Genomic DNA, 25,951 nt, shown 5'->3' on the forward strand with positions numbered 1-25,951 from the left:
TGTATGGTAGCAGGTAGGGGCCTCAGGTGCCGATGCCCCAGACCAACAAAGCCCCTAGATCTTCGGCAGGCACCGGCCAGCCCAGGATATGCCCCTGGCCATAATCAGCCCCTAGCTCCTTCATACGGCTGAGTTGGGACTGCTCCTCCAGACCCTTGGCCACAGCCTTGGCCCCCACTGCGTGTACCATCTCGATAGCTGCTTTGGCCACAGGAGCGTTTTCCGCGCTGGAAAGGGTGGGGCTGAGTTTGATCCAGTCCAAAGGAATGCGCCGCAAGTGGGTGAGGGGAAGGGGGTTGGTGCCGAAGTTGTCAAGGGCCAAGGCAACCCCCAGGTGTTTGAGGATTTCCAGGCTACGGCTGGTGGCCTCGAGGTCGGCCAGAATGGCTTCCTCTCGCAGCTCGAGAACAAGGACATCCGGCGGCAACCGCCTAGCCGAGAGCATCTCCTGCAAGAGTATGGGAAAGTTGGGATCAAGCAGGGTTTCGGAGGAGATGTTCACGCTGAAACGCGCATTGACCCCAGAAGGCTTCCACAGTGCGGCCTGCTCGAGTACGCGCTCAAGTGTCCAGCGATCCTGGGCGCTCATCAGACCCACCTGCTCGGCCAGGGGCAAAAACTCCTCCGCCGGGTGCAGCCCCTTGGGCTTAGGCCAGCGGACTAGGGCCTCTACCGCCACAAGCTCGAGGTCGCCCAGGTTGAAAAGCGGTTGGAAGTGCAGGGTCAGACCATTTTGCGCCAGGGCCTCTTGTAGCTCGGAAGCACCTGGGGTCAGCAACCGGATACCGCCGCCAGCCTCGAGGGCCTTGGTACAGGCCTGTTCGGCCTGGTTCCACAATCCCTCGGCGGTAGTGGCATCTTGAGGGAACAAGGCAATGCCAATCCCCACCTTCAACCCAGACAAAGCGGCCCGCAAGCGGCTCAAAAGGCGGTGGGCCACCCGGCTGGCCCCGGCAGTCCAGCGCACCTCGGAAAGCAGCAAGGCAAAGCCCTGTTCACCCAGGTAAGCCAGCGAGTCACTCTGGCGCAGGGTATAGGCAATCTCGCGGGCGGCTTGCTCGGTCTGGGCTCGGTTCATGCCCTCGATGCGGATACGCAATAGGGCCAGCGAGCGCCCGTGGCGCTGGGCTAGGGAAAGGGCTTGGGCCAGGTTAAGCTCAAACTCACTGCGCTTGACGGCCAACGAGCGGCGTTCGGCGGGCTGCACGATGCGCAGCTCGTCCTTAAGCGGGCGCAGGATACGCTCGATAACCTGGACTACGGCCAAGGCTAGGGTTTCGTCGGCGGGGCTCCACTGGCGTGGCTCGCGGTTTTCCAACCACAGCACCCCGCGTAGACCCCCCTCGCCATGCAAAACCACCTGCATAACAGCTCCCAGACCTCGGCTCAAAAGCAACTCGCGCAGTTCGGTCAGACGGGCATCCTGCCGGGCATCCTCGGCAGCAATAAGCAGGTTATGCTCGAGTACCTGGAAGTAGACCGGGCAGCGCTCGGGGGTAAGGTCCTCGGGAGGGGTGGCTTCGGGGTACTGCCCCACCCACTTCAGGGTGCGTTCGTTGCTATCGCGCAGCCACAGGCAGATACCCTTGAAACCCAGGGATAAAATTAGCTCTCCCAGCTGGGGCAGGGCCTCCTCCACGCTATCGAAGTGACGCTGACTCAGCTCGAGCAAGGAGCGCTGCCAGGTCTCCTTGGGCATGGGGTTGACAGCCACCCCCTGAGACTCCACCAAGAGCGACTGCAGGGTCTCGATTAGAGCCAGCTTGGCTCGCTCGTTCAGGTTGTAGCCCCGCTGGCCAATGTGCAGCCGAGGAGCCGCCCAGACCAACCGGCTGCTCACCCACGACTCGCCGGTGAGCAGGTTAAGCAAAAGCTCCTGGGCTTCCTGGGGCTTCAAAACCACTCCCCCGGCCCCACCCAGGCGAATGGCCACACCGGAGGGCAGCTCCTGGTGCTCGATCAGGAGGGTGGACCCTTCAATGGAAAGCGGCGCGAATAGCTTCCAACCCAGTTCGTTCACCGAAATGCCCATTCCTTTCATAAGCGGCTCGAGGCCTTTCGTTATCCAACTCTACCAAGGGGAGGTATGGCGCATCTGGTTATATATCACCGTAACACCTCAGGCCATCTGGCCCTGAACCACCCGTAGCCCCCCGGGCCGCAGGCCCACCCTGTATTCCCGGGCAGGCTCGAGGAGTTCACCGTCGGCATGGGCCGGTATGGGCCGGTCGAAGCGAACCTCGAAGCTATCCCCTTGAAAGAAGCGCACCCGGGGATGGCCCACGTGCCAGCCTGCCAAAAGCCGGGGCAGAATGCCCACCACCCCCAGTCGGCTGAAGGCCCCGGCCACCGCCACCGAGAGCAGCCCATCGGCAGGCAGCGCATCGGGCACAATGGGAATGCCTCCCCCATAGGTCGGGCCGTTCATCAGGGCCACCAGCAAGGCGGGGCCCTGGTAGAGGGTCTGGCCCTTTTGCACCAGCTCGAGCCGGGGCAGCTCTAGCTCCTTGAGCACGGCAAAGAGGGAGTAGAGGTAACGCGGCATACCCCGCAGAAAGGAGGGGGCCTCTAGGGCCTTGCGGGCCACCGCTGCGTCGAAGCCGATGCCCAGGCTAGCCCCGTAGGGCTGGTCGTTGACCAGACCCAGGTCGACCGAGCCGACCCGCCCCTGGAAAGCGGTACGCAAAGCGGCCTCGAGGCCCAGGCGATGTAGGCCCAGCATGCGGGCAAAGTCGTTGCCGCTACCAATAGGCACTACCCCCAAAGCCTTGTCGGAGCCGGCCAGCCCCCGCACCACCTCGTGCACGGTGCCATCGCCCCCAACGGCCACCACCCGGCTGCCTGGGGGGGCCTGGTGGGCCAGGGTGGTAGCGTGGCCGGGGGCCTGGGTCAGGGCTATCTGGAAGGGCTGGCCTTGGGCCTGTTGCCGGATGGCCGCCTCGAGGCGATCGCGCATCTGGCCTACCCGCCCCCGTCCTGCCGCCGGATTGATGATGAAGAGTACGGTGGCTTGCATTGTGTGTGCCAAGATTGTAGCAAAAACTGCGATTGGGTTTACAATACCTCACAAAGCGGAACGCCGTTGGTTGGAGGTTTAGGTGAACCGGCCCTTAGCCCAAAGCCACCTCTCACAGCTCGCCGAGCTGCTGGCTTGGATGGATGAGGACCCCTCCCGCCAGGCTCTGGCCCCGGAAGCCCGCACCCCCGAGGGACTATGGTGGGAGCTGCTGGCCGGCGAGGGGGAGCGGGCCTGGGTCTGGCTGGAACAGGGCCGGGTTCAGGGCTACGGGGCCTTGGTGTCTTTCTGGGAAGGGGCAGCCCTCGAGGGGCCCATCGTGCGCGGCGGCGATGGCCAGGCCCTGCTGGCCCACCTGGTGCGCAAGGCCCGCCAGAAAGGCTACCCCACCCTCTATGCCTTCCCCGAGGCGCGCAACCTAGCCCTAAAAAGGCTGCTCGAGGGCGCTGGGTTCTCGGCGGAGCACACCACCTACTTTTACACCATTGGCCGCACCAACCTGGCCTACCCCACCCCCGCAGGCTTTAGCATCCGGCTGGCGGAGCCCTGTGACCCCCAGGTTTACCGCGAGCTATACAGCCGGGCCGAGGATGGCTGGAGCCTGCGCTTATCCTGGACCGACGAGGAGCTGCGCCAGCACTTCCTGGGCGGTGAGGTAGAGCTTTTCATGGCTTACCACACCGACAATGAAAAACCGGTGGGCCTGGCCGAGCTTGAACTTGACGACAGCAAAGCCGAGATTGCCTACATCGGGGTGGTGCCGGAGGCGCGGGGGCGGGGGGTGGGCCGGGCCCTGCTGGGGGCCGCGGCGGAGCGGGCTTTTAGCTACCCGCAGATCCAGAGCCTTCAGGTTCGGGCACACGACCACGAAAAAGCGGCCCAGGCGCTTTACCAGCGCTTGGGCTTCCGCCAGGAGAGCGCGGTGGTGACCTACGCCCTCGAGCTGTAGCCCCAGCGCTTGGCCTTCCTCCCTAGGTCTGGCGAACTTTGAGGTTGTCCACTGCTACTTCGGGAACCCAGTAGTGAACTGTAACTGTATAGGAGCACACCCCCTTGGAAACACTCAGGCGGTCATGGCGCGGTGAGGCCTAGGGCATAGGCCGCAAAAGCCTGGGGGTCGAAGCCGCAGGACTGCAGGTCCTCCCAGTAGAGCCAGCCGTCTTTGAGGGGAGGGAAAGCGCAAAACCCCCCCTCTGCCTTGAGGTGGAAGGCCAGCTCACAGGGCTCCGTCACCCCTTCCTGGAAGGCCAAAAGGGCGCTTTGAAAGGCCCCAAAGCTGGATAAGGCCTGCGAGCCCACCATTACCCGCTTGCCCTCCTGGCGGGCCAGAGCCAGCATCTTCAGGCTCTGGGTATAGCCACTGCGGGCTGGCTTGATGTTGAGCACGTCGAAGGTCCGAAGCTGGATTTCCCGCCACAAATCGCCCAGGGTAAACGCCGAGTCGTCAGCAATAAGGGGTAGAATACCCGCCCGGCACAGCTTTTGACGGGCCAGTACCTCGGCGATGGGCAGAGGCTCTTCCACGTACAACAGACCGGCCTCGGCCCAGCGGCGCAGGTAGGCCTCGGCCTCCTGGGGGGAGAGGGTCTCGTTGGCATCAGCATAAAGGGCTACCTCGGGAAAGCGGGCTTTCAGGGCAGAAAGCCGCTTCAGGTCGCCCGATAGATCGCGCCCTACCTTTACCTTGAAGACCCGTACCCCAGCCTGGTAGGCCACCTGGGCATCGGCCAGCATCTCAGCCTCCTCGGCAATCCCCAGGATGTAGCTGACCCGCACCCTAGGGTGGTGGGGCGGCCAAAGCTGCCAAAGCTCTTGCCCCCGGCTTCTGGCCCGGGCCTCCCACAAGGCGATGTCCAGCCCCCCTTTGAGGGTGAGGTGGTTAGGGAACTGGCGAAAAACCTTGTGCACGGCCTCGGTGTCCTCGGCCTCCAGGCCCAGCAGCCGAGGGGTTAGGTAGTCCAAAGCGGCCTGCACCGTGCCTATGGTTTCGCCGTAAATGGTGGGGCGGGGGGGCACCTCGGCCCGGCCCAACGCCCCGTCGGAAAGTTCGACCTCGAGCAGTACGTGTTCTAAGGCCGAGATCTCCGAGGCTGCTCCCCAGCGCAGGCTGCCGCGCAGTGGCAGGCGGAAAGGCCGGGCGCTAATGCGACGGATGTAGGGCATGGCGCTCCTCCAGCCAGTCGCGCACGGCGGCGACCTCCTCGGCCAGGCTCAGGGCCTCGGTGTCCAAAAATAAAGCCCGCGGTGAACCCTGCAAAACCCGCCGGGCCCCTGCAGGGTCGTAGTTTTTACGCTCTTCGGCCACAATCTTGAGTTTGGCCGCCAGCTCCCCGTGGGCCCACCCCCAGGCCAGGGCCTCGGCCAGTTCTGCTGGGCTCAGCACCCCCTGGGCCAAGGCCTGAAGTGCCGCCTGCTCCTCGGGGCGCACCTCGGCTCGGTCGAAGGTATCGCCCCGGCCCAGCAGGCGGGAAAGCCGGGTGATGTCGCGGGCCTCGAGCACCACAAAGTAGCTCTGCGGCAGGTGCTGTAGGGCATAGGCCACCTCGGCTTCTCCCCGCAGGCCATCGAACAACAAAGGCCAGCGCGGTTCCACCCAGCTTTGGGCCAGAATCTCCGCCACCCCCCCGGGGTGCTCCTGGCGAAAGCGCCGGGTAAGGGCGAAGCGCTGGCTGCGGTCTAAGGGCTGGCCGGGAACATAGCCATAGCGCGGCAGCACAAAGCGGTCTACCAGCTCGCGCCGGTCAGGCAGGGTGGGGTACCCCAAGGCCCCTATCAGGCTGCTTTTGCCCACTCCGGTAAGCCCTACCAAGACCAGCAGCGGCTGTTCGGTCAAAGGGCGAGCCCCCAGGGGCCGGGCCTCGCCCGGAAGAAACAACAAAGCAGCGCTCATCGACCCTTAGAGTAGCATGAAGGCTGTGGATGTTCTGAAGCTCTACCAGGAAACCGGAGCCCTGCTGGAAGGGCATTTCCTTCTGCGCTCGGGGCGGCACTCGCCCAGGTTTTTACAGTCGGTCACCCTGCTGCAGCACCCCTTCTACGCCGAAGCGGTAGGCCAGGCTTTGGGCAATTTGTTCGAGGAGCTAAAACTCGATTTCGTCATCGGGCCGGCCATGGGCGGAGTGGTGCTGGCCTTCGTGACGGCCAAGGCCCTGGGGGTACGGGCCCTGTTCGCCGAAAAGGACGGCCAAGGAGGAATGTACATCCGCGAAGGGCTGAGCGTTCACCCTGGCGAGCGTTTCCTGGCCGTAGAGGATGTGGTGACTACCGGGGGCTCGGTGCAGAAGACCATCCAGGCCGCCCAGGCCAAGGGGGCCCATTGCCTGGCGGTGGGGGCCATCGTGGATCGTAGCGGTGGACGCAGCGAGTTTGGGGTGCCCTTCCGGGCCCTAGCCCAGCTCGACTTCCCTACCTATGCCCCCGCCTCGTGCCCGCTGTGCCAGCGCGGCCTGCCCTTGCAGGAAGTCTGATACCACCCCACCCTGGCCTCGGTCAGGGTGGGCATAGGGCTAGATGCTGGCCTTCAAGCAGGCTAGAGTGTTTGTGAGGTATATGCGCCTACTCACCCTGTTTTGCTCGCTGGCACTGGGCCTGGCCGTGGCCCAGGGCCCCCTCGAGCTGGCCCGTCAAGCCGTCGTGGACTGGCAGGCCGGAAAATACACTACAGACCCCGCCCAGGCCATCGGCAAACCCCCCGAAGAGGCCATCCGCCTGCTCGAGCAAAGCCTGGCCTTCGCCCCACCCCCGCGCGACCTGGCCGTGAACCTGGAAGCCCCCGAGGAAACCCCCATCAGCGGGGGCGTGGTGGTGCGTTTCCCCGCCACCGCAGCGGGCCGGGGGGGCGATGTGCAGGTGGTGATCCGCGGGAGCGAGATCACCCGCATCGGCTTCGTACCGGAGGGGGGGCTGCTGCCCGGCTGGCTCAAAAGCCCCTTTGCCTGGGCGGTGTTTGTTGGGCTTTCCCTGGCCTGGCTGGTGGCCCTGCGTCGGCCCAGCCGGCTGGCGGAGTGGTGGCGCGAGGGCTGGGCCTTAGTGCAGCAGTACCGGGGCCTTTATCTGGGCGTTAACCTGGGGCTGTATGGGCTGTTCGCCCTAGGAAGCGCCGTGGCCTACACCAATCCCCGTCTGGTCCAGCTCATGCAAGAAGTAGTCGGCGGTGCTCTGCAGCAAATCGGGCTGGGCGGCGCCCTGAGTGGGGGGGTGCTGGGCTTAGCGGTGGTGATCTTCTACTGGAACTTCACCAATGGCCTGGTGTTGACCACCGCGGTACCGGGGCTCCTTTTGGGCCTACCCGCCCTGCTCTTCAATGCGCTGCGCTATTTTGTGCTGGGCTTTGCCCTAAGCCCAGTAGCCCTGCCCCTGGCCAACTACTTACTGCACCTGCCTACCGTGGTCATCGAGCTGCAAGCCTACATCCTGGCCACCTTCGGAGGCCTGGTGCTGCTACTCAAAACCCTGCGGGCCGAAGGCTACCGGGCCGGGCTGCGGGCCTTAGCCCTTACCGTCTACCTGGGGGCCTTTTTCCTGCTGCTGGGAGCCTGGTACGAAGCCTTCTCCATCCTGGTGCTGATGCGCCCCTGAGCCAAGCCACACCTTATGCCCCAATCCCTCACCCTTTCCCGGCCCCAGCCCGAAGCCCAGCCCGAGACCCAGGGCCCCATCGCGGTCATAGGTGCAGGGGCCTGGGGCACCGCTTTGGCCCTACTGGCCGCCGCTAGGGGAATTCCGGTTTACCTTTGGGCCCGCCGGGCCGAGCAGGCTGCCGCCATGCAGGAAGCCCGGCAGAACCTCGAGTACCTCCCCGGCGTTCCCTTTCCTCCCTCCCTCCACCCCACTGCCGATGCCGAAGAGGCCCTGGCCCGGGCCCGCTTCGCGGTGGTGGCGGTGCCTTCCAAGGCCCTAGGCCAAACCTTGGCTACCCTGCCCAAAGCCCGGGCCTACGTCTCGGCCACCAAGGGCTTGCACTACAGCGACCACCAGCTTTTGCGCATGAGCCAGGTTATCCAGGAAACCACCGGGGTCTCGCGCCTAGCGGTGCTCTCGGGGCCCAACCTAGCCGAGGAGATCGCGCGCTTTCTGCCTGCGGCTGCGGTCGTGGCCTCGTCCGATGCCGGGTTAGCCCAGGCGGTGCAGCAGGTCTTCAGCGGGCCCAGCTTCCGGGTATACACCTCGAGCGACGTGGTAGGAGTGGAACTGGGCGGGGCCCTCAAAAACGTGATGGCCCTGGCCGCCGGCATGGTGGATGGCCTGAGGCTAGGCGACAACGCCAAGGCCTCCCTCATCACCCGGGGGCTGCGGGAAATCATCAAGTTCGGCCTGGCCCAAGGAGCCCGCGAGCGAACCTTTATGGGCCTCTCCGGCCTGGGCGATCTGATGGCCACCGCCTATAGCCCCCTCTCGCGCAACCGCAGCGCAGGCGAACGGCTGGTGCGAGGCGAGCGCTTGGAGGGGATTTTGGAGCAAAAAAGCGTGGTGGAGGGTATCTACACCGCTAAGGCTCTGCATCATTGGGATCTGGAAACCGGGGCTGACCTGCCTATTACCGAGGCGGTCTACCGGGTGGCCTACCAAGGAGCCAACCCCCTGGAAGAGCTTTCCCGGCTGATGGGGCGGGAGGCCAAGCCAGAGTAGGGCATAATAGGGGTGGGAGGTATAGGAGGGATGGCCCGCTCGGCTACGGAAAACCGCGAGGTGGGTCTTTTGCCTCCCGACGACCCCTTGCGCGTGCAGCTGCACAACGAGCTTCACGCCCGGCCCACCCCCCGCATCCGCCTACCCGCCTTGGTAGTTCACCTGGCTGTGCGTCACCAGGGAGTTTCGCGCGAGGCCGAACTCGAGCACCTCCGCCGGCTCTCCGGCCTGGGGGAGCTCGAGCTCGACCAGCTCGCCGGCACCTATCTGCGCCTGCGGCTGTCCGGAGGCTCCTTGCGCTGGGAACGGCACACCGAGTTCAGCACCTATACCCTGATGCAGTCCCTACCCGCCCCGGAAACCGACCCCCAGGAGCATCTGGTGGTGGGGGCCGACTGGCTCCGCCACATCCCTGGCCACACCCTAGCCGCCCTCGAGCTGGTCATGCTCCACGGGGCGGTTGAAGAAGCCTTGGAGCTGGCCCGTCCCTGGCTGGGGCCGGGGCCGGTGGTGGCCTCGGTGATGGGCCGGGGTGGGCATAGCTGCGTGGTGACCGATTTTCGCCTGCGCCCAAGCGGTTTTGAGCGGATGGTGGTGGTCGCGCCCCCTGGCACCAGCGAGACCCGCGCCGGTCGAATTGCCGCCCGCCTGCTGGAAATCGAAGCCTACCGCATGATGGCCCTGCTGGGCTTCCCGGTGGCCCGGGCCCTGCGGGAAAGGCTTTTGGGCTGGGAGCAAACCCTGGCCCAGATTACGGCCCGCCTGCGTGAGGCTGACCGGGCCGACGCCGAGCTGCTCGAGGCGCTCGAGGCCCTGGCCGCCCAGGTCGAACACGCCATCGCCGAACACAGCTACCGCTTCAGCGCCAGCGCGGCCTACCATGCCCTGGTCAGGGCCCGGCTGGCCGAGCTGCGCGAGACCCCCATCCCCGGCACCCAGACCCTAGGCGAGTTCCTGCAGCGCCGCTTCAGCCCGGCCATGGCCACTATAGAATCCACCGCCAGCCGCCTGCTGGCCCTTTCGCAGCGCATCGAGCGGGCCGGGGCCCTGCTGCGCACCCGGGTGGACATCGCCCTGGAAACCCAGAACCAAGAGCTTTTAGCCCGGCTGCACCGCGGACAAATCCTGCAGTACCAGCTCCAGCGCACCGTGGAGGGCCTGTCCATCGCCGCTATCTCCTACTACGTGGTGGGCCTGCTGTACTACCTTTTCAAAGCCGGCAAGGAGGCGGGCCTGCCCATTGCCCCCGAGCTAGCCGCCGGCCTGGCCATCCCTGGGGTTATCGCAGGGGTGTGGTGGGTCTCGCGGCGCATCCACCACCAGCTTTTCAGCCGCTACGGCGAACCTTCCAAAGGTTCTTGAAGCCTATGAGGCCAGCATCTCCTTGAGCACTTCAGCGGCGGGGTTACCCAGCTGCTCTGGGTAGACCAGCCAGAACAAGCGCCGCAGCTCCATCCCCTTTATCCGCAAGGCCCGCAGATTACCCACCCGCAGATTGGGGCGCACCACCACGCTGGAGACAATGCCCACCCCAGCCCCTTCCAACACCAGTCGCTTGGTCACCTCGTGGTTGTCGGTGTGGAAGACGGGGTTGATCTGCAGCCCGGCCTGCTCGAGGGCTGCCCCCATCACCCGGTAGGTCATGGCCCCGGGTTCGCGCAGGATGAGGGGGGCCTCGGCCAAACGTTGCGGCTCTATCTCCTCGTAGCGGGCCCAGGGGTGATCTGGCGGCACGATCACCACCAGCTCATCCTCGAAGAAAAGCTGGCGCTCAAAGCCGGGAAACTGCTCTATCTGCTCGATAATCGCAAGCTCGAGCTCCCCCTGCCAAAGCCGCTGCGCCAGGCGCTCCGAGCTGCCGCTTTCCAGCCGCACCCGAATCTCGGGGTGCTGCTGCTTAAACGCGGTCAGGTAGCGGGGCAGCACATAGACCGCCATGGTCGTGGCCGCACCCAGCTCTACCCTCCCCCGCTCCAGCCGCTCGATGGCCTGGGCGGCCTGCATGAACTCCTCCAGGGCCTGCACTGCCCGCCGGGCCTCCGGCAATAGGGCCTGGCCGGTTTTGCTCAAGACCAGCCGGCGCCCCTGGCGGTGGAACAACGGATGGCCGATCTGCTCCTCTAAGGCCCTCAAGTGCTGGCTCACCCCCGGTTGGGTCATGCCCAGGCTGAGGGCAGCCCGTCCTACACTGCCTTCCTGCACAATGCACAAAAACACCCGTAGGGCCTGGGGGTTGGGGAAAGGGCGGCGCTCATTCATAAGTAGATTTTATCAAAAAAAGCATAATCAAACTTGCGCTAAAAATCACAAGAGCCTACCCTGAGGCCACTCGGAGGAGGTGAGAGATGCTGGCTATCGAACGCCCCACGCGCAACCTGTCGCTGGACCTGCTGCGCAGCACCGAGGCCGCGGCCTTGGCCGCAGCCCGCTGGGTGGGGCTGGGCAACAAGAACGAGGGCGACCAGGCCGCTGTCGATGCCATGCGCCTTTTGCTCTCGACCATCCCCATGAAGGCCCGGGTGGTCATCGGGGAGGGCGAGAAGGACCAGGCCCCCATGCTCTACAACGGCGAGGAGCTGGGGAGCGGGGAAGGCCCCGAGACCGAGCTGGCGGTGGACCCCATCGAGGGCACCCGGCTGGTGGCCCACGGGCGGCCTGGGGCCATCAGCGTGATTGCTGCCGCCGAAAAAGGAGGGTTGTTCAACCCCGGCCCCGGCTTTTATGCGGCCAAGCTGGTGGTAGGCCCCCAGGCCAAAGAGGCCATCGACCTCTCGGCCAGCCCGGAGGAAAACCTACGAGCCATCGCCAAGGCTTTGGGCAAGCGGGTACGCGAACTGACGGTCTTCGTGCTGGATAAGCCCCGTCACGCCCGGCTCATCGATCAGATTCGCTACGCCGGGGCCCGGGCCAGCCTGCACACCGATGGCGATGTGGGCGGGGCCTTGGCGGCGGTATTGCCCGATACCGGTATCGACGTGCTAATGGGCACCGGGGGCACGCCCGAGGGGGTGATCGCCGCCGTAGCGGTCAAGGCTTTGGGCGGGGGAATGCAGATGCGCCTCGACCCCCAGAGCGAGGAAGAGCGCTGGGCCCTGGTGAACAGCGAGTACAGCACCCAACGGGTCTACACCCTAGACGAACTCTGCCCGGCGGAGGACACCCACTTCGCCGCCACCGGGATCACCGATGGTCAGTTCTTGCGTGGGGTGCGCTACCGAGGCGAATATGCCATCACCCACAGCCTGGTCATCCGGGGGCACACCCGTACCCTACGCTACATCGAGTCACACCACCACCTCAGCAAGCTGCGCGCGATCAGCGGCGATCTTTACTAAAGGAGGCAGTATGGTACAGGATAAATCGGCCAAGTACAAAAAGGGCGGCGTGGTGGAGTACCGCGAGATGGGGTACTACAACCCCGACTACGTGCCCAAGGACACCGATACCATCGCGCTGTTCCGCATCACCCCCCAGCCGGGGGTGGCCCCGGAAGAAGCCGCGGCAGCAGTAGCGGGGGAGTCCAGCACCGCCACCTGGACGGTGGTCTGGACTGACCGGCTGACCTACCTGGACCGCTACCAGGCCAAGGCCTACCGGGTGGAGCCAGTGCCGGGCAACCCAGAGCAGGTCTTCGCCTGGATTGCCTACGACCTGGCCTTGTTCGAGGAGGGATCCATCGCCAACATGACCTCCTCCATCATCGGGAACGTCTTTGGCTTCAAGGCCCTCAAGGCCCTGCGCCTGGAGGATCTGCGGGTACCGGTGGCCTACCTCAAAACCTTCAAGGGGGCCCCCCATGGCATCCCGGTGGAGCGGGACATGCTCAACAAGTATGGCCGGCCCATCCTGGGGGCCACGGTCAAGCCCAAGCTGGGGCTTTCCGGGCGCAACTATGGCCGGGTGGTCTACGAGGCCTTAGCTGGCGGGTTAGACTTCACCAAGGACGACGAAAACATCAACTCCCAGGCCTTCATGCGCTGGCGCGACCGCTTTCTCTACTCCCAGGAAGCGGTCTTCCGGGCTGAGCAGGTCTCAGGCGAGCGCAAGGGGCACTACCACAACGTCACCGCGGCCACCATGGACGATGTCCTCGAGCGGGCGGCGTTCGCCAAGGAGATCGGGGCCATCATCATCATGGCTGACCTCACCATGGGCTATACCGCCCTGCAAACCCTTTCCAACTGGTGCCGCAGCAACGGGATGCTCCTGCACCTGCACCGGGCTTCCCACGCCACCTTCACCCGCCAGAAGAGCCACGGGATCAACTTCCGGGTACTGGCCAAGTGGATGCGGATGCTGGGGGTGGATCACATCCACGCGGGCACCATCGTGGGCAAGCTCGAGGGCGACCCCAACCTGACCCAGGGCTACTACGCCATTCTGCGCGACCAGTACAACAAAGAGGACTGGGTCAAGGGCATCTACTTCGATCAGGACTGGGCCTATCTACCCGGGGTGATGCCGGTGGCCTCGGGAGGGATTCACGCTGGGCAGATGCACCAGCTCCTGCACCTTCTGGGCGACGATGTGGTGCTGCAGTTCGGCGGGGGTACCATTGGCCACCCCATGGGCATCGCTGCCGGGGCCACGGCCAACCGGGTGGCGCTGGAGGCCATGGTACAGGCCCGCAACGAAGGCCGCGACATCCTGGCCGAAGGACCGGAGATTCTGCGCCAGGCCGCCAAGCACTCCCCCGCCCTGGCCAGCGCGCTGGAGATATGGAAGGACGTAACCTTCGACTTCACCTCCACCGACACCCCCGACGTGCTGCCCACTCCCAGCTTCTAGGAGGAAGACATGCGGATTCACCAAGGAACCTTCTCCTTCCTGCCCGACTTCACCGACGAGCAGATCGAAAAGCAGATCGAGTACATCCTGCGCAATGGCTGGGCCGTCTCCATCGAGTACACCGACGACCCCAACCCCTACAACGTCTACTGGAACATGTGGGGCCTGCCCATGTTCGACCTCAAGGACGCTGCGGGGGCCATGTACGAGTTCCGCAAGTGCCGGGAGGCCTTCCCCAACCACTACATCAAGATCAACGGTTACGACCCTAGCCCCATGTGGCAGGCCCAGCGGGTGAGCTTCATTGCCCACCGGCCCAAAGAGGAGCCCGGTTTCCGCCTGAAGCGCACGGTTTGGAGCGATGGGCGGGTGCAGAAGTATGGCCTCGAGGCCTACGCCACCGACCGGCCCGAGGGCGAACGCTACCGCTAGGAGGAACCCATGACCCAGGCCGTGGACAGTGCCAACCTGCAAGCCCTGCTGCAAGAGACCGGGGTGCCCGAGGTTTTGGAGCACCTGGATCGGGAGCTGGTGGGCCTGGCCCCGGTCAAGGGTCGCATCCGCGAGATTGCCGCCTTCTTGGTGGTGGACAAACTGCGGCGGGAGCTGGGCCTCGAGGCCACCCGACCGGTGCTGCACATGGCTTTCGTGGGCAACCCCGGCACCGGTAAGACCACGGTGGGGCTGCGCATGGCCACCATCCTGCACCGGTTGGGCTACATCCGCCGCGACCACATGGTGGTGGCCAGCCGCGACGACCTGGTCGGCCAGTACATCGGCCACACCGCACCCAAAACCAAAGAGGTTTTGAAGCGGGCCATGGGGGGGGTCTTGTTCATCGACGAGGCCTACAGCCTCTACCGGGCGGAGAATGAGCGCGACTACGGCCAGGAGACCATCGAGATTCTTCTCCAAGTGATGGAAAACCAACGGGAAGACCTGGTGGTCATCCTGGCGGGCTACAAGGACAAGATGGAACAGTTCTTCAGCCTCAACCCTGGAATGCGCTCACGTATTGCCCACCACATCGAGTTTCCCGACTATGGCCCCGAGGAGCTCGAGCAGATCGGCCACCTGATGCTTGCCGCTCAGAACTACTACCTAGACCAAGCCGCCACAGAGGCCTTTCGGCGCTACGTAGCGTGCCGTATGCGCCTGCCCAACTTTGCCAACGCCCGCAGCATCCGCAACGCCATCGACCGCTTCAAGCTGCGCCAAGCCCGGCGGCTTTTCGAGCAGGGCGGTCAGGTGACCGCGGACGACCTACGTCGCATCACCGCTGAGGACATCCTGGCCAGCCGGGTCTTTGCCGAGTGCCAGGAGGAAGGAGGAGAGCATGCCCCATAGACCTTTTATGCTGGGCATTGCGGGAGACTCTGGGGTAGGCAAAACCACCATCAGCAGCGGCATCGCCCGCCTGCTGGGGCAGGAGCGCACCACCAATATCTGTGTGGACGACTACCACAAGTTCGACCGCAAGCAGCGGGCCGAGCTGGGCATCACCCCGCTCAACCCGGAGTGCAACTACATGGACATCATGGAGCAGCACGTGCGGCTCTTGGCCATGGGCGAGGCCATCCTCAAACCGGTCTACAACCACAGCACCGGTACCTTCGACCCTCCGGTCTATGTGCCCGCGCCCCGGGCCATCACCGACGGGGAGCGGCTCATCCCGCGGGCAGTCGTGCTGGAGGGCCTGCTCACCCTGAGCCGCCCGGCCATGCGCGAGCGCTATCACCTCAAGGTCTACATCGAGCCCGAGGAAGAGCTGCGGCGGGAGTGGAAAATTAAACGCGACGTGGCTAAGCGGGGCTATACCCCGGAGCAGGTGGTAGCCGACATCGAGCGACGCATGCCCGACTCCAAGGCCTATATCTGGCCACAAAAAGAGTTTGCCGACATCATCGTGCGTTTCTACCGCCCCCCCGGCTACGACCCCGAGAGGCCCAGCACCCTCTCGGTACGCATTACCCTTAAGCGCAGCCTGCCCCGGCTCGACCTGACCGAGGTGTTGCACTCGGCCTACGAGGACGAGCCGACCGTGCTTCGCCTCGAGGCCCGCAAGGAAGGGGATGTACTGGACATCTCTGGAGGGCTCAACCCCGAACGGGCGGCGGTCTTCGAGCGGCTCATCTGGGAGCAGCTCGGCTCCCATGCCGAACATTTCAACCCCGAGGTCATCGGCACTTTCTGGGACAAAGGCGGACAGAGCTACCCCCTGGCCCTGACCCAACTCATCATCGCGTATTATCTGGTACATATGCGCGAGCACGCCATCCGCCAGGGAGCCCTAAGCTATGCCTGAACTGCTGATCGCCCCTTCCATCCTCACCGCCGACTTTGCCCGCCTAGGTGAGCAGATTCGCGAGGCCGAAGAGGCGGGGGTAGACTGGATTCACTTAGACGTGATGGATGGGCGCTTTGTGCCCAACCTGACCTTCGGCCCGGTGGTAGTGGAGGCCATCCGCCGGGTCACCCAGCTTCCCCTGGACGTGCACCTAATGATTGTAGAGCCCGAGCGGTACCTAAAGGATTTTGCCCAGGCCGGGGCGGACTGGATTAGCGTGCACTTCGAGGCCACCCCCCATGCCCACCGGGCGGTGCAGCAAATCAAGGAGCTAGGCAAAAAAGCAGGCCTGGCCCTCAACCCCGCCACCCCCCTGGAGGCCTTCGCGCCGCTACTGCCCGAGCTAGACCTAGCCCTGGTGATGAGCGTGAACCCCGGCTTTGGTGGACAGAAATACATCGCCCATAGCACCGAGCGTATCCGCCGCCTAGCCCGCCTGCGCAACCAGCTCAACCCGGCCTGCTTAATCGAGGTAGATGGAGGCATCAAACCGGAAAACGTGGCCGAGGTTTTCCGGGCCGGGGCCGATGTGGTGGTGGCAGGAAGTGCTTTGTTCAACAGCCAGCCTGTGGCGGAAAATATGAAACAACTGCTAGGAGAAGTGTATGCCGCTGGTTCTCGGTAAAGATGTTTTGAATAAGGCCCGGCGCGAAGGCTACGCCGTGCCCAGCTTCAACACCAACAACCTCGAGATCACCCAGGCCATCCTCGAGACCGCCGAGGAGATGCGTGCTCCGGTTTTTATCCAGGTCTCGGACGGGGCCCGCAAGTACGCCGGTCTGGAAAACCTCTCTAACCTGGTGCAGGATATGGCCAGCCGGGTGCGCGTACCGGTAGTGCTGCACCTCGATCACGGGGCCGACTACAAGATGGTTTTGCAAGCCCTGCGGGCTGGCTTTACCAGCGTGATGATCGACGCTTCGCACCACCCCTTCGAGGAAAACGTAGCCGAAACCCGCAAATGCGTAGAAGCCGCCCATGCGGTGGGGGTGAGCGTGGAGGCCGAACTGGGACGGTTGCAAGGCATTGAGGACAACATCCAGGTCTCTGCCGCCGAAGCCTTCCTCACCGATCCTGAAGAAGCCGAGCGGTTTGTCGCTGAAACCGGTATCGACTACCTGGCCATCGCCATCGGCACCAGCCACGGCGCTTACAAGGGCAAGGGCCGGCCCTACATCGACCACGCCCGCCTCGAGCAAATTGCGGCGCGGGTCTCCATCCCCCTAGTGCTACACGGCTCTTCGGGGGTGCCGCAGTGGCTCAAGGACAAGATGGCCGCCACCGGGGCCGACCTGGGCGACCCCACCGGCATCCACGACGAAGACGTACGCAAGGCCATTCCCCAAGGCATCGCCAAAATTAACATCGACACCGACCTGCGCCTGGCCATGACCGCCGGCATCCGCGAGGTGGTGGTGGGCAATCCCAAGGAATTCGACCCCCGCAAAATCCTGGGTAAGGGCCGCGAATACCTCAAACAGGTTATCCGTGAAAAGTTCGAGCTAATGGGTACCGCAGGCCGGGCTTGAAGAGTAACGGCGAGCTTTCCGATGCTTAGACCAGACTCCGCCCTCCAGAAAACCGGGCTATTTATCCGCTTTCTTCTCTCCCCAGAGGGGCAGCGTATCTTTGCCGATCTAGGGTACTACCCGGTTATTCCTGGGAGCCCCTGAGCGGCTCCCGGGTATCAAGGGAAGCGCAGACCTAAGCGTGCTGGAGCGTTTCAACACCCTATTTGCCCTGCGACGGTAGGCTCGAGGCTGCTTTAGAATAAGCCCCGATGCGGCCCGCCTACGACTACATCATCGTTGGGGGGGGCTCGGCGGGGTGCGTGCTGGCCTACCGCCTAAGCGCCCAACCCGACCTCGAGGTGCTGCTTCTGGAGGCCGGAGAGCCAGCACAGGGCCTTCGTCACAGAATCCCAGCCGCCTTTCCCAAGCTGTTCAAGGGCCCCTCTGACTGGGCCTTCTACACCGCTCCCCAGGAGGAGTTGCTAGGGCGCAGCCTCTACTGGCCTAGGGGCAAAGCCCTGGGCGGCAGCAGCAGCATCAACGCCATGATCGTCATCCGCGGCAACCCCCGCGATTACGACGACTGGGGCATGCCGGGCTGGTCGTTTGCGGAGGTTCTGCCCTACTTCAAGCGGCTCGAGACCCACCCTTTGGGTCCTTCGGCCTATCATGGCGACCGCGGCCCTTTGCACGTGGAGGTGCGGCGCTACACCAACCCGCTCTCCTACGCCTTTATAGAGGCCGGTGTGCAGGCTGGCCTGAAGCGCAACGACGATTTCAACGGGACCGAGCAGGAAGGGGTTGGCCTGTTCCACGTCAACCAAAAAAACGGGGCCCGCTACAGCGCGGCCAGCGCCTACCTAAGGCCGGCCCTGCCACGCCCCAACCTGGATGTGCAGACTGGGGCCCGGGCCCACCGCATTCTGTTTGAGGGAAGGCAGGCTGTGGGGGTGGCCTATGCCCATCATGGCCAGCGCTGGCAAGTACGGGCCCTGCGGGGGGTCATCCTGGCCTGTGGGGCGGTGCAATCGCCCCAGCTTCTCATGCTCAGTGGGATCGGCCCTGCCGAGGCGTTGCGCAAGCTGGGCCTCGAGGTGCGGCAAGACCTGCCGGTAGGGCAAAACCTGTGGGACCACCTGGCCTTGCCGGTCATCTGGCACTGCAAAGCCCCCATCAGCCTGGATAAGGCCGAAACCCCAGGCAACCTCCTGCGCTACCTGCTGGCCCAGCGCGGCCCCTTGGTGAGCAACGTGGCCGAGGCCGGCGCCTTCGTCCGCCTACAGCCGGGAGCCCTGGCCCCCGACCTGCAGTTCCACTTCGGCCCAGCCTTCTTTAGCAACCACGGCTTCGACCGCGAGGAGGGCTATTTCTTTACCCTGGGCCCCACCCTCATCGCCCCCAAAAGCCGGGGGTATATCACCCTGACCAGCCCCGACCCCGAGGCCCCCCCCTTCATTCAGCCCCGCTACCTGCGCGAACCTGGGGATATGGCGGTTCTGCGGGCAGGCCTGGAGCTGGCCCAAGCGATTGCCGCCCAGCCGGCCTTCGCCCCCTACCGCGGGCCCCTCCACGCCCGGCTGGCCGGCCTGCACACCCAGGCGGAGTGGGAGGCCTACATCCGGCAGTACGCCCAGACCCTCTACCACCCCGCCGGTACCTGCAGCATGGGCCAGGTGGTGGACGAGAGGCTACAGGTCTACGGCTGCGAGAACCTCTACGTGGTGGATGCCTCGGCAATGCCAGGGGTAGTGCGGGGCAACACCCATGTCCCCACCCTGATGCTCGCGGAGAAAGCCGCCGATTTGCTCTTGGGGGTTCAGGCCACCTCGGGCACCTCCAGCCCGGCGTAGACCTGGGCCAGGCTCAGGGATAAGCCCAGGCAGGGAAGCTCGAGCACACCCTGGTTGACCTGCTCGTTTTGCAGCAGGTTCCACGTGGTTTTTTGGTAGACCTCAACCCGCCGCTCTTCCTGCCATACCAGTAAATAGGTCTGAAGGGTGGGGATTTTGAAATAGGCATCGAGTTTTTCTCGCCGGTCGCGCTCGAGGGTACTAGGGGAGAGCACCTCGATGAGCAAACAGGGGGAATGAATTTCGTGACTGTGCTTTTCCTCGGCACAACTCACCACCACATCGGGATAGTAGTAGCGGTTGAGGGCCGCTATCCAGACCCGTACCGACTGGGTATACAGCAGGCAGCCCCTGGATTTGGCTCGAGCGCGAAGGGCTTCGCTAAGGTTGAGGATGATCTCGTTGTGTAGACGGCTTTCCCCGGCCATAGCATAGACCAGGCCGTCGAGGTACTCGTAGCGCAGACCGCTTTGCCGCTCCAGCTCGAGCCAGGCCTCCTTGGAAAGCCGGGCTGGACGGGGTACACGCGCAGCCATACCCCAATGCTAGCACGCTTTAGGCATAGTTCAGTCTCCCGCTGTTGGCTGGGCCGAGACCGAAGGCACCCTTTGCCCCTGGCCCAACAGGCCAAAATCCTGGGCCACCAGCCGCGCGGTCATCTTGGCCGACATCATCACGCTAGGGGTTCCCGCCCCCGGCTGCACCCCGGCCCCTACCAGGTAGAGGTTCGCGATGTCCTCGCTTTTGTTGTGGGGCCGGAAGAAGGCCGACTGGGCCAGGATGGGCTCGGGGCCAAAGGCGTTGCCTAAGTAACTGTTGAGGGTGTGCTCGAAGTAGTCGGGGGTAATGAAGCTCTTGTGCACCAAGCGTTCCATCAGGCCGGGCAGGTAGCCCCGTTCATCCAAGAAGCGCAGCACCTTGTTGACAAACGGCTCGCCCAGAAGCTCCCAGTCCAGCCCACTGCCGTTGTGCGGCACCGGAACCAGGGTGTAGGCCGCGTGGTGGCCGGGAGGGGCCAGACTGGGGTCGGTGAGGGTGGGGATGTGCAGGTACTGGCTAAAGTCCTTGGCCAGCACCTTACGCCCGAAGATGTCCCGCAACAGCTCCTCGTAGCGCGGCCCCAGAATGATGTTGTGGTGCCGCAGCCTTTCCCCTTCGCGGCCATCGGCCCGGAAGCCAAAGTAGATCACCACCAGCGACATGCTCTGAGGACGCTTTTTCACCACCCAGTCGGCATTCCAAAAGCGGTACTGCGGCTCGATAAGCTGGAGGTAGGTGTGGGCATAATCGGCATTGGAAACCACGATGTCCGCATTCAAGACGCCCCCATCGGCCAAGGTGACCCCGGTGGCCAGCTTGCGCCGGCCCTGGCGCACCACGTTGATTTTCTTGACCTCGGCATTGTAGCGCATCTGCCCGCCCAGCTCTTCAAACTTTTTGACCAAGGCCTCCACCAGCGCCCCGGTGCCGCCCATGGCAAAGTGGATGCCCCAGGTTTTCTCCACGAAGTGAATCATGGCGTAGATGGCCGGCACCGCCAGGGGGTTCCCCCCTATGAGCAGGGTCTCGAAGCTAAAGACCTGGCGCAGCTTGGGCGACTTGAAGTACTTGCTGGTGAAGCTAAACAGGCTGCGTACCCCATCCAAGCGCAACAGGTCGGGCACGATGCGCAGCATGGTGCCCAGGTCGCCAAAGTGGGTGTAGCCGAGCTCGAGGAAGCCCCGCTCAAAGATGGCCTTGGCATCGGCGTGGAAGCGCTCGTAGCCCTCGAGGTCGCCTGGCTCGCCCAAGGCCGCCACCTGCTGCCGGGTGTGCTCGGGGTCGCCGTCGTAGTCGAAGAAGGTGCCGTCGTCGAAGTAGATGCGGTAGAAGGGCAGGATAGGCACAATCTGCACGTAACGGCTGGTGTTCTTGCCGCCCGAGAGGCCTGTCTTGATGCGCCTATCCTCGCCCAGCACCTCCGGGGGGTAGTCGGGCTGGGTCAGCCAGGAGGGGTTGCGCTCGAGGGAGAAGAGCTCCTCAATGAAGTGCGGCACGGTAATTACCGTAGGCCCCATGTCGAAGGTAAAGCCATCCACCTTGCGCACATAGGCCCGCCCACCGGGGGCATCCAGTTTCTCCAGGATGGTGGTTTCAAAACCCAGGCTCTGCAGGCGTAGGCCCACGGCCAGGCCCCCAATCCCTGACCCAATCACGACCGCTGTTCTCGCCATACTGGGCTAGCATACCCCCAGGCCCCCAGGAACATTTTTCGGCAGTACTACATTCAGCTCCCGCTAGCTTTATGCTATGGCGTATGAAAGCCATTCAGGTTCAGCGTGCTGGTGGCCCCGAGGTCCTGGAACTCACCGATCTGCCCAAGCCCAGCCCTGGCCCGGAGCAGGTGCTCATCCGGGTCGAGGCGGTAGGGCTCAACTTTGCCGACATCCTCAGCGTAGCCGGTGAGTACCTGGTGCGCACCCGCTACCCCATGGTGCCGGGTATGGAGTTTGCTGGGGTCATCGAATCGGTGGGCCCAGGTGTCGAGGCCTACCGGCCCGGTCAACGGGTTGCGGCGCTGGGAGGAAGCGGCGCTTTTGCCGAGTACGCCGTGGTCAGCAGCCGGGCGGTGCTGCCGGTACCCCCCAGCATGAGCGCAGCCGAAGCCGCAGCGTTTCCGGTCTCCTACTACACCGCCTACTTCGCCCTGCAAACCCAGGCCCAGGCCAAACCCGGCGAGTGGGTGCTGATTCAGGCCGCTGCCGGAGCCTTGGGTACGGCCTCCATTCAGATCGCTAAGGCCCTGGGCCTGCGGGTGGTGGCCCTGGCCAGCCGGGAGGAAAAGCTAGAGCTGTGCCGCAGCCTGGGGGCGGATATCACCCTGCTGAGCACGCAGAACAACCTGGTGGAAGCGGTCAAAGAGGCCACCGGAGGCCGCGGGGTGGACATTCTGATGGAGGTGGTGGGGGGGGCCGGCTTTGCCCAGAGCCTCAAGATGCTGGCCTACCGGGGCCGCTTGTTGGTGATTGGTTCGGCCTCGCGCGAGATGGCCCAGATGTACCCGGTGAGCCTGATGAAGGGCAACCAGAGCGTGATTGGCGTCTGGCTGACCCCCTTCCTAAGCGACCCCGCAGCCATGCAAGCAGCCAGCCAGTTCCTCTTTCCTCTGGTGGCCTCGGGCCAGGTCAGGCCGGTGGTGGGGGAGCGCTTCAAGCTCGAGGAGGCCGCCAAGGCTTTCTCCTTTATCCTGGACCGCCAGAACACCGGCAAGGTGATCCTGGAGCCTTAGGGCCAAACAATCCCTCGCCAAACCCGCATTGGACTGGGAAAAGTCCGACCCTCTTGACAGCGCTTTCAAAATGTGCTTAACTCTTGGACCAAGAAGCCAACCATCCGGAGGCAGCCTTGCGCGAAGCGGTTACCCTAAACGACGTGGCTCGTGAAGCCGGTGTATCCCCTAGTACAGTCTCTCGGGTGATCAACGGCACGGCCCGGGTCAACGCACGCAAGCGCGAGGCTGTCTTGAAAGCGATTGAGCGGCTCAACTACCGGCCCAACCTCATGGCCAAAGGGCTGGCCCAGGGGCGCTCCCTCACCGTGGGGGTAGTGACCCAGGAGATCAGCAGCCCCTACTATGGGGAGATGCTCAAAGGGGTGGAGCAGGCCCTAGAACAAACCCCCTACCACCCTATCTTTGCCAGTGGGCACTGGCGGGCCGACCAGGAGGAAGCTGCCCTAAAAGTATTGGTAGACCGTCAGGTGGACGCGCTCATCGTGATGGATGGCAGCGTGCCAGAAGAGCGCTTGCTCGAGCTGAGCCAGCAGATGCCGGTGGTGGTGGTAGGGCGAGAGATTGCCGGGCTAAACTGCCTGAGCATCGACAACTTCCAAGGAGCACACCAGGCCATCCGCCACCTGATTGAGCTAGGCCACCGCCGAATTGCCCACATTGCAGGGCCAAAGTCGCATCCCGACGCCGTCGAGCGCCTGAAGGGCTACAAGGCCGCACTGGCCGAGGCCGGCCTTCCCTACGACCCGTCTTTGGTGGTTGAGGGCGATTACCTCGAGCCCTCCGGACTCTTGGCGGTAGAGGCCCTGCTGGCCCGGGGAGCCTTGTTCACCGCCATCTTTGCCGCCAACGACCAGATGGCCTACGGCGCCAGCGTGGCTTTGTACCGCCGCGGGATACGCATCCCCCACGATGTTTCCCTAGTGGGCTTCGACGATCTGCCGAGCTCGAACTACTTCTCCCCTCCCCTCACCTCGGTACGCCAGCCTGGCCAGGAGATGGGCTGGGAGGCCGCACGCTGGGTACTGGCGATGCTCAAGGGGCAAAGCTACACCCCAAGGCCTCTGAGCACCCGCCTGGTCGTGCGTGAGTCCACGGGTTTTCTGCGTTCGCCTGGTTCTCGTTTGATGCACCAAACGTCTTGAACGGTACGGAAAAGGAGGTAAGACAGCAGAGATAGTTTTGAAAGCGCTTTCAAAACCATAGGCAATTCTAGGGGGCGGGAAGCCCCAAACTGAGGAGGAACCCATGAAGCGAAGCCTCATCCTGTTGGCCTTGTTGCTCCTGGCTGGGCTGGGCCTAGCCCAAAGGACTACCCTGACGGTAGCGGTTTTCCCCAACCTAGACGACTCCATTAAGGCTCAGATTCCCCTGTTCAACAAAAAGTTTCCCAATGTGGAGGTCAAGCTGGTCATCCAGCAGTACGCCGACCACCACAACGCTCTCACCACTGCTTTGGCTACCGGCCAGGGTCTGCCCGACGTGGCCGCCATCGAGATCGGCTTTGTAGGCCGCTTTGCCGAAGGACAAGGGTTTGAAGACCTCAATAAAGCCCCCTACAACGCTGACCAGTACAAGCGGCTCTTCACCCCCTATACCATCGCCCAGGCCACCTCCGCCGATGGCCGGTTTATTGCTATGCCTGTAGACATCGGGCCGGGTACCTTCTTCTACCGGGTCGATATCCTACAAAAGGCCCAGGTCAACCCTCGGGATATGACCACCTGGGCGGGCTACATTGCCGCAGGGCGGAAAATCAAGGCTACTACTGGCGCTTTTTTGATTGCCGATGCTGCCGATGTGGCCTGGATTAACATCTTTGCCACCACCCCGGCTAACCAAAGCCCCTACTTCGACGAAAAAGGCAGTGTGGTGGTAGACAGCCCCCGCTTCGTGCGGGCTTTCGAGCTGGCCCGTAGCATCCGCAGTGCCGGATTGGACGCCAAAATTGGGGCCTGGACCAACGAGTGGTACGATGCCTTCAAAAAGGGCACCGTAGCCACCCAGTTCTCCGGTGCCTGGCTGCAGGGCCACTTGCAAAACTGGATGGCCCCCGAAACCAAGGGGCTGTGGCGGGTGCAGCACCTACCTGAAGGCATGTACGCCTCCTGGGGTGGGAGTTTCTACGGCATCCCTTCGGCCTCCAAGAACAAGGCTTTGGCCTGGGAGCTGATCAAGTTCCTCACCACGGACAGGGAGGCTCAGATTGCTGGCTTCAAGGCCATTGGGGCCTTCCCTGCTCTGCTCTCGGCCCAGGAAGACCCCTCCTTTAGCGAGCCAGTGGAGTTTCTAGGAGGACAGCAGGCCCGCCTGCTGTGGCGCGATGCGGCCCGCCGGGTAAAGCCGCTCAAGGCCAACAAGTATGACCGCGTCGCCAACGAAATTCTAAGCTCGGCGCTATCGCAGGTGCTCGACGAGGGTAAGGATGTTCGGGCAGCTTTGGCCGAAGCCAAACGCCTGATCGAGCGGCGCATGCGCTAGTAGCAACAGCGGGAGAGGAAGAAGCACCTTCCTCTCCCTTTCTAGCTTATCAAAAAAGCCACTGGAAAGGAGCGCCCGTGCGAAAAGCCGTTAATCCTGCCCCTTCCCCTCCCAGCGCGATAACCCTGGCCATGCGCTGGAGCAACTTCCAGCGGCGCTACGCCCCCTACATCTTCGTCAGCCCGTTCTTCATTCTCTTCTTGGTTTTTGGGCTGTACCCCACCCTGTTCTCTTTGTACATGTCCTTCCAGTCCTGGACCCCCAGCGACGGCTGGGGCCGCTGGAAGTACGTGGGGCTGGAGAACTACACCTTCACCCTCACCGACCCCATGTTCTGGCGGGCCATGTGGAACACCCTCTGGCTGGGGTTTTTCTCTGGCATACCCCAGCACCTGATTGCCATCCCGCTGGCTTTCGTGATTCACATGGTCCTAGGCCGCTTCAAAACCTTGGTGGTGGCGGTCTACTTCCTACCCTACATCACCTCCTCGGTGGCCATCGCCCTCATCTTCAACACCTTATTCGCTACCAACAATGGCGTGATTAACCTGGTCATCGCCCAGCTCAACACCTGGCCGGTACTGGGTTGGTTTCTGCCCGACCAAAACATCAATTGGTTCCTCAATTCCACCATTAAGTATGGCATAGCCCTGGTGGTAATCTGGCAGTTCACCGGCTGGAACACCCTGCTTTACCTATCGGCGATCCAAGCCATTCCCAAAGAGCTTTACGAGGCCGCAGCTGTAGATGGGGCCAGCCGCTACCAGCAGTTCCGTTACATCACCCTGCCGTTGCTGCGCCCCATGATGTTTTTTGCCGTAAGCCTAACCATCATCGGCAACATGCAGCTTTTTGAACAGCCTTTTGTGCTGCTCAACGGAGGGGCTAGCTCCGCCACCCAGGGGGGGCAGACCGTGACCATGTATATGTACCGCACGGCTTTCGAGTGGCTCGAGATGGGCACAGCAGCCTCTATCGCCTGGATTTTGTTCATTTTCATCGGCATCCTGACCTATCTCAACAACCTGATGTTTGGCCGCACGGCTCGAGGGGAGGCCTGAG

The 25,951-nt window shown here is 63.7% G+C and carries 24 protein-coding genes; 17 read left to right on the top strand and 7 right to left on the bottom strand.

Features of this window, described 5'->3' with window-relative positions:
• Nucleotides 1-22: 22 nt before the first annotated feature.
• Both G552_RS0100610 and G552_RS0100615 read right to left on the bottom strand, forming a co-directional pair.
• The gene (locus tag G552_RS0100610) at nt 23-2,020 is read right to left on the bottom strand and encodes a GGDEF domain-containing phosphodiesterase (protein WP_027881250.1); all 1,998 of its coding nucleotides are present in this window, start codon (nt 2,018-2,020) and stop codon (nt 23-25) included.
• A 99-nt stretch (nt 2,021-2,119) separates the two neighbouring features.
• A complete protein-coding gene (locus G552_RS0100615) occupies nt 2,120-3,016 on the bottom strand; it encodes a diacylglycerol/lipid kinase family protein (protein WP_027881251.1) in 897 nt (298 codons plus the stop codon).
• An 82-nt stretch (nt 3,017-3,098) separates the two neighbouring features.
• Between G552_RS0100615 and G552_RS0100620 the strand changes: the two genes are divergently transcribed.
• Nucleotides 3,099-3,965 (top strand): GNAT family N-acetyltransferase, encoded by an 867-nt coding sequence (locus tag G552_RS0100620; RefSeq protein WP_027881252.1) that lies wholly within the window; start codon nt 3,099-3,101, stop codon nt 3,963-3,965.
• A gap of 122 nt (nt 3,966-4,087) precedes the next feature.
• Here G552_RS0100620 and G552_RS0100625 read toward each other — a convergent pair whose 3' ends face one another.
• A complete protein-coding gene (locus G552_RS0100625; protein ID WP_027881253.1) occupies nt 4,088-5,179 on the bottom strand; it encodes an enolase C-terminal domain-like protein in 1,092 nt (363 codons plus the stop codon).
• Nucleotides 5,157-5,906, bottom strand: coding sequence for an AAA family ATPase (locus G552_RS0100630; RefSeq protein ID WP_027881254.1), 750 nt, complete (start codon nt 5,904-5,906; stop codon nt 5,157-5,159). The genes G552_RS0100625 and G552_RS0100630 overlap by 23 nt, the downstream gene beginning before the upstream one ends.
• A gap of 25 nt (nt 5,907-5,931) precedes the next feature.
• On the opposite strand from G552_RS0100630, the gene pyrE reads away from it, so the two are divergent.
• The 4 genes from pyrE to G552_RS0100650 all read left to right on the top strand — a co-directional run bounded on the left by pyrE (nt 5,932) and on the right by G552_RS0100650 (nt 10,006).
• Entirely contained in the window at nt 5,932-6,483 is a 552-nt protein-coding gene (gene pyrE / locus G552_RS0100635) for an orotate phosphoribosyltransferase (RefSeq protein WP_027881255.1), read from the top strand.
• Nucleotides 6,484-6,565: 82 nt separating this feature from the next.
• Nucleotides 6,566-7,594, top strand: a complete 1,029-nt coding sequence (locus tag G552_RS0100640) for a hypothetical protein (protein WP_051195622.1) — start codon at nt 6,566-6,568, stop codon at nt 7,592-7,594.
• A 15-nt stretch (nt 7,595-7,609) separates the two neighbouring features.
• A complete protein-coding gene (locus G552_RS0100645; RefSeq protein ID WP_084640340.1) occupies nt 7,610-8,644 on the top strand; it encodes an NAD(P)H-dependent glycerol-3-phosphate dehydrogenase in 1,035 nt (344 codons plus the stop codon).
• A gap of 30 nt (nt 8,645-8,674) precedes the next feature.
• Nucleotides 8,675-10,006 carry a DUF3422 family protein gene (locus G552_RS0100650; RefSeq protein WP_027881258.1) on the top strand — a complete coding sequence of 444 codons (1,332 nt, stop codon included), beginning with the start codon at nt 8,675-8,677 and terminating at the stop codon, nt 10,004-10,006.
• A gap of 3 nt (nt 10,007-10,009) precedes the next feature.
• Here G552_RS0100650 and G552_RS0100655 read toward each other — a convergent pair whose 3' ends face one another.
• Entirely contained in the window at nt 10,010-10,903 is an 894-nt protein-coding gene (locus tag G552_RS0100655; RefSeq protein ID WP_027881259.1) for a LysR family transcriptional regulator, read from the bottom strand.
• An 86-nt stretch (nt 10,904-10,989) separates the two neighbouring features.
• Between G552_RS0100655 and glpX the strand changes: the two genes are divergently transcribed.
• The 8 genes from glpX to G552_RS0100695 all read left to right on the top strand — a co-directional run bounded on the left by glpX (nt 10,990) and on the right by G552_RS0100695 (nt 19,140).
• Nucleotides 10,990-11,979 carry a class II fructose-bisphosphatase gene (glpX, locus tag G552_RS0100660; RefSeq protein WP_084640341.1) on the top strand — a complete coding sequence of 330 codons (990 nt, stop codon included), beginning with the start codon at nt 10,990-10,992 and terminating at the stop codon, nt 11,977-11,979.
• Nucleotides 11,980-11,989: 10 nt separating this feature from the next.
• Entirely contained in the window at nt 11,990-13,432 is a 1,443-nt protein-coding gene (locus G552_RS0100665) for a ribulose-bisphosphate carboxylase large subunit (protein ID WP_027881261.1), read from the top strand.
• 9 nt (nt 13,433-13,441) lie between these two features.
• Complete coding sequence (locus G552_RS0100670; RefSeq protein WP_027881262.1) at nt 13,442-13,864, top strand: ribulose bisphosphate carboxylase small subunit; 423 nt, start codon at nt 13,442-13,444, stop codon at nt 13,862-13,864.
• 9 nt (nt 13,865-13,873) lie between these two features.
• Nucleotides 13,874-14,779: a CbbX protein gene (gene cbbX, locus G552_RS0100675; protein ID WP_027881263.1), complete on the top strand. Its 906-nt coding sequence runs from the start codon at nt 13,874-13,876 to the stop codon at nt 14,777-14,779.
• On the top strand, nt 14,769-15,737 hold the full coding sequence (locus G552_RS0100680) for a phosphoribulokinase (protein ID WP_027881264.1): 969 nt from the start codon (nt 14,769-14,771) through the stop codon (nt 15,735-15,737). Before cbbX ends, G552_RS0100680 begins: the two co-directional genes overlap by 11 nt.
• The gene (rpe, locus tag G552_RS0100685; RefSeq protein ID WP_027881265.1) at nt 15,730-16,404 is read left to right on the top strand and encodes a ribulose-phosphate 3-epimerase; all 675 of its coding nucleotides are present in this window, start codon (nt 15,730-15,732) and stop codon (nt 16,402-16,404) included. The genes G552_RS0100680 and rpe overlap by 8 nt, the downstream gene beginning before the upstream one ends.
• Nucleotides 16,385-17,308, top strand: coding sequence for a class II fructose-1,6-bisphosphate aldolase (gene fba, locus G552_RS0100690; RefSeq protein WP_027881266.1), 924 nt, complete (start codon nt 16,385-16,387; stop codon nt 17,306-17,308). The genes rpe and fba overlap by 20 nt, the downstream gene beginning before the upstream one ends.
• A gap of 251 nt (nt 17,309-17,559) precedes the next feature.
• A complete protein-coding gene (locus tag G552_RS0100695; protein WP_027881267.1) occupies nt 17,560-19,140 on the top strand; it encodes a GMC family oxidoreductase in 1,581 nt (526 codons plus the stop codon).
• On the opposite strand, the gene G552_RS0100700 is transcribed toward G552_RS0100695, so the two are convergent.
• Together G552_RS0100700 and crtI are read right to left on the bottom strand one after the other, a co-directional pair.
• Nucleotides 19,107-19,676: a Uma2 family endonuclease gene (locus G552_RS0100700; RefSeq protein WP_027881268.1), complete on the bottom strand. Its 570-nt coding sequence runs from the start codon at nt 19,674-19,676 to the stop codon at nt 19,107-19,109. The genes G552_RS0100695 and G552_RS0100700 overlap by 34 nt on opposite strands.
• Nucleotides 19,677-19,706: 30 nt before the next feature.
• On the bottom strand, nt 19,707-21,353 hold the full coding sequence (gene crtI / locus G552_RS0100705; RefSeq protein ID WP_027881269.1) for a phytoene desaturase family protein: 1,647 nt from the start codon (nt 21,351-21,353) through the stop codon (nt 19,707-19,709).
• Between the two features lie 83 nt (nt 21,354-21,436).
• Here crtI and G552_RS0100710 point away from each other — a divergent pair, with 83 nt between their 5' ends.
• The 4 genes from G552_RS0100710 to G552_RS0100725 all read left to right on the top strand — a co-directional run bounded on the left by G552_RS0100710 (nt 21,437) and on the right by G552_RS0100725 (nt 25,950).
• A complete protein-coding gene (locus G552_RS0100710; protein ID WP_084640342.1) occupies nt 21,437-22,408 on the top strand; it encodes an NADPH:quinone oxidoreductase family protein in 972 nt (323 codons plus the stop codon).
• An 83-nt stretch (nt 22,409-22,491) separates the two neighbouring features.
• Nucleotides 22,492-23,553: a LacI family DNA-binding transcriptional regulator gene (locus tag G552_RS0100715; protein ID WP_245575071.1), complete on the top strand. Its 1,062-nt coding sequence runs from the start codon at nt 22,492-22,494 to the stop codon at nt 23,551-23,553.
• Nucleotides 23,554-23,656: 103 nt separating this feature from the next.
• Nucleotides 23,657-24,889, top strand: coding sequence for an extracellular solute-binding protein (locus G552_RS0100720; RefSeq protein ID WP_027881272.1), 1,233 nt, complete (start codon nt 23,657-23,659; stop codon nt 24,887-24,889).
• A 77-nt stretch (nt 24,890-24,966) separates the two neighbouring features.
• Nucleotides 24,967-25,950: a carbohydrate ABC transporter permease gene (locus G552_RS0100725; protein WP_027881273.1), complete on the top strand. Its 984-nt coding sequence runs from the start codon at nt 24,967-24,969 to the stop codon at nt 25,948-25,950.
• Nucleotide 25,951: the final 1 nt, after the last annotated feature.

This window comes from Meiothermus rufus DSM 22234 (genome assembly GCF_000423425.1).
GTDB classification, from domain to species: Bacteria; Deinococcota; Deinococci; order Deinococcales; family Thermaceae; genus Meiothermus; species Meiothermus rufus.

What these genes read in the sequence shown, in the direction of transcription:
- G552_RS0100680 (WP_027881264.1), top strand. Translation starts at nt 14,769, where the DNA reads ATGCCCCATAGACCTTTTATGCTGGGCATTGCGGGAGACTCTGGGGTA.
- fba (WP_027881266.1), top strand. Translation starts at nt 16,385, where the DNA reads ATGCCGCTGGTTCTCGGTAAAGATGTTTTGAATAAGGCCCGGCGCGAA.
- G552_RS0100665 (WP_027881261.1), top strand. Translation starts at nt 11,990, where the DNA reads ATGGTACAGGATAAATCGGCCAAGTACAAAAAGGGCGGCGTGGTGGAG.
- G552_RS0100615 (WP_027881251.1), bottom strand. Translation starts at nt 3,016, where the DNA reads ATGCAAGCCACCGTACTCTTCATCATCAATCCGGCGGCAGGACGGGGG.
- G552_RS0100655 (WP_027881259.1), bottom strand. Translation starts at nt 10,903, where the DNA reads ATGAATGAGCGCCGCCCTTTCCCCAACCCCCAGGCCCTACGGGTGTTT.
- G552_RS0100695 (WP_027881267.1), top strand. Translation starts at nt 17,560, where the DNA reads ATGCGGCCCGCCTACGACTACATCATCGTTGGGGGGGGCTCGGCGGGG.
- rpe (WP_027881265.1), top strand. Translation starts at nt 15,730, where the DNA reads ATGCCTGAACTGCTGATCGCCCCTTCCATCCTCACCGCCGACTTTGCC.
- G552_RS0100645 (WP_084640340.1), top strand. Translation starts at nt 7,610, where the DNA reads ATGCCCCAATCCCTCACCCTTTCCCGGCCCCAGCCCGAAGCCCAGCCC.
- G552_RS0100670 (WP_027881262.1), top strand. Translation starts at nt 13,442, where the DNA reads ATGCGGATTCACCAAGGAACCTTCTCCTTCCTGCCCGACTTCACCGAC.
- G552_RS0100625 (WP_027881253.1), bottom strand. Translation starts at nt 5,179, where the DNA reads ATGCCCTACATCCGTCGCATTAGCGCCCGGCCTTTCCGCCTGCCACTG.
- G552_RS0100640 (WP_051195622.1), top strand. Translation starts at nt 6,566, where the DNA reads ATGCGCCTACTCACCCTGTTTTGCTCGCTGGCACTGGGCCTGGCCGTG.
- G552_RS0100710 (WP_084640342.1), top strand. Translation starts at nt 21,437, where the DNA reads ATGAAAGCCATTCAGGTTCAGCGTGCTGGTGGCCCCGAGGTCCTGGAA.
- G552_RS0100700 (WP_027881268.1), bottom strand. Translation starts at nt 19,676, where the DNA reads ATGGCTGCGCGTGTACCCCGTCCAGCCCGGCTTTCCAAGGAGGCCTGG.
- crtI (WP_027881269.1), bottom strand. Translation starts at nt 21,353, where the DNA reads ATGGCGAGAACAGCGGTCGTGATTGGGTCAGGGATTGGGGGCCTGGCC.
- cbbX (WP_027881263.1), top strand. Translation starts at nt 13,874, where the DNA reads ATGACCCAGGCCGTGGACAGTGCCAACCTGCAAGCCCTGCTGCAAGAG.
- G552_RS0100720 (WP_027881272.1), top strand. Translation starts at nt 23,657, where the DNA reads ATGAAGCGAAGCCTCATCCTGTTGGCCTTGTTGCTCCTGGCTGGGCTG.
- G552_RS0100650 (WP_027881258.1), top strand. Translation starts at nt 8,675, where the DNA reads ATGGCCCGCTCGGCTACGGAAAACCGCGAGGTGGGTCTTTTGCCTCCC.
- glpX (WP_084640341.1), top strand. Translation starts at nt 10,990, where the DNA reads ATGCTGGCTATCGAACGCCCCACGCGCAACCTGTCGCTGGACCTGCTG.
- G552_RS0100630 (WP_027881254.1), bottom strand. Translation starts at nt 5,906, where the DNA reads ATGAGCGCTGCTTTGTTGTTTCTTCCGGGCGAGGCCCGGCCCCTGGGG.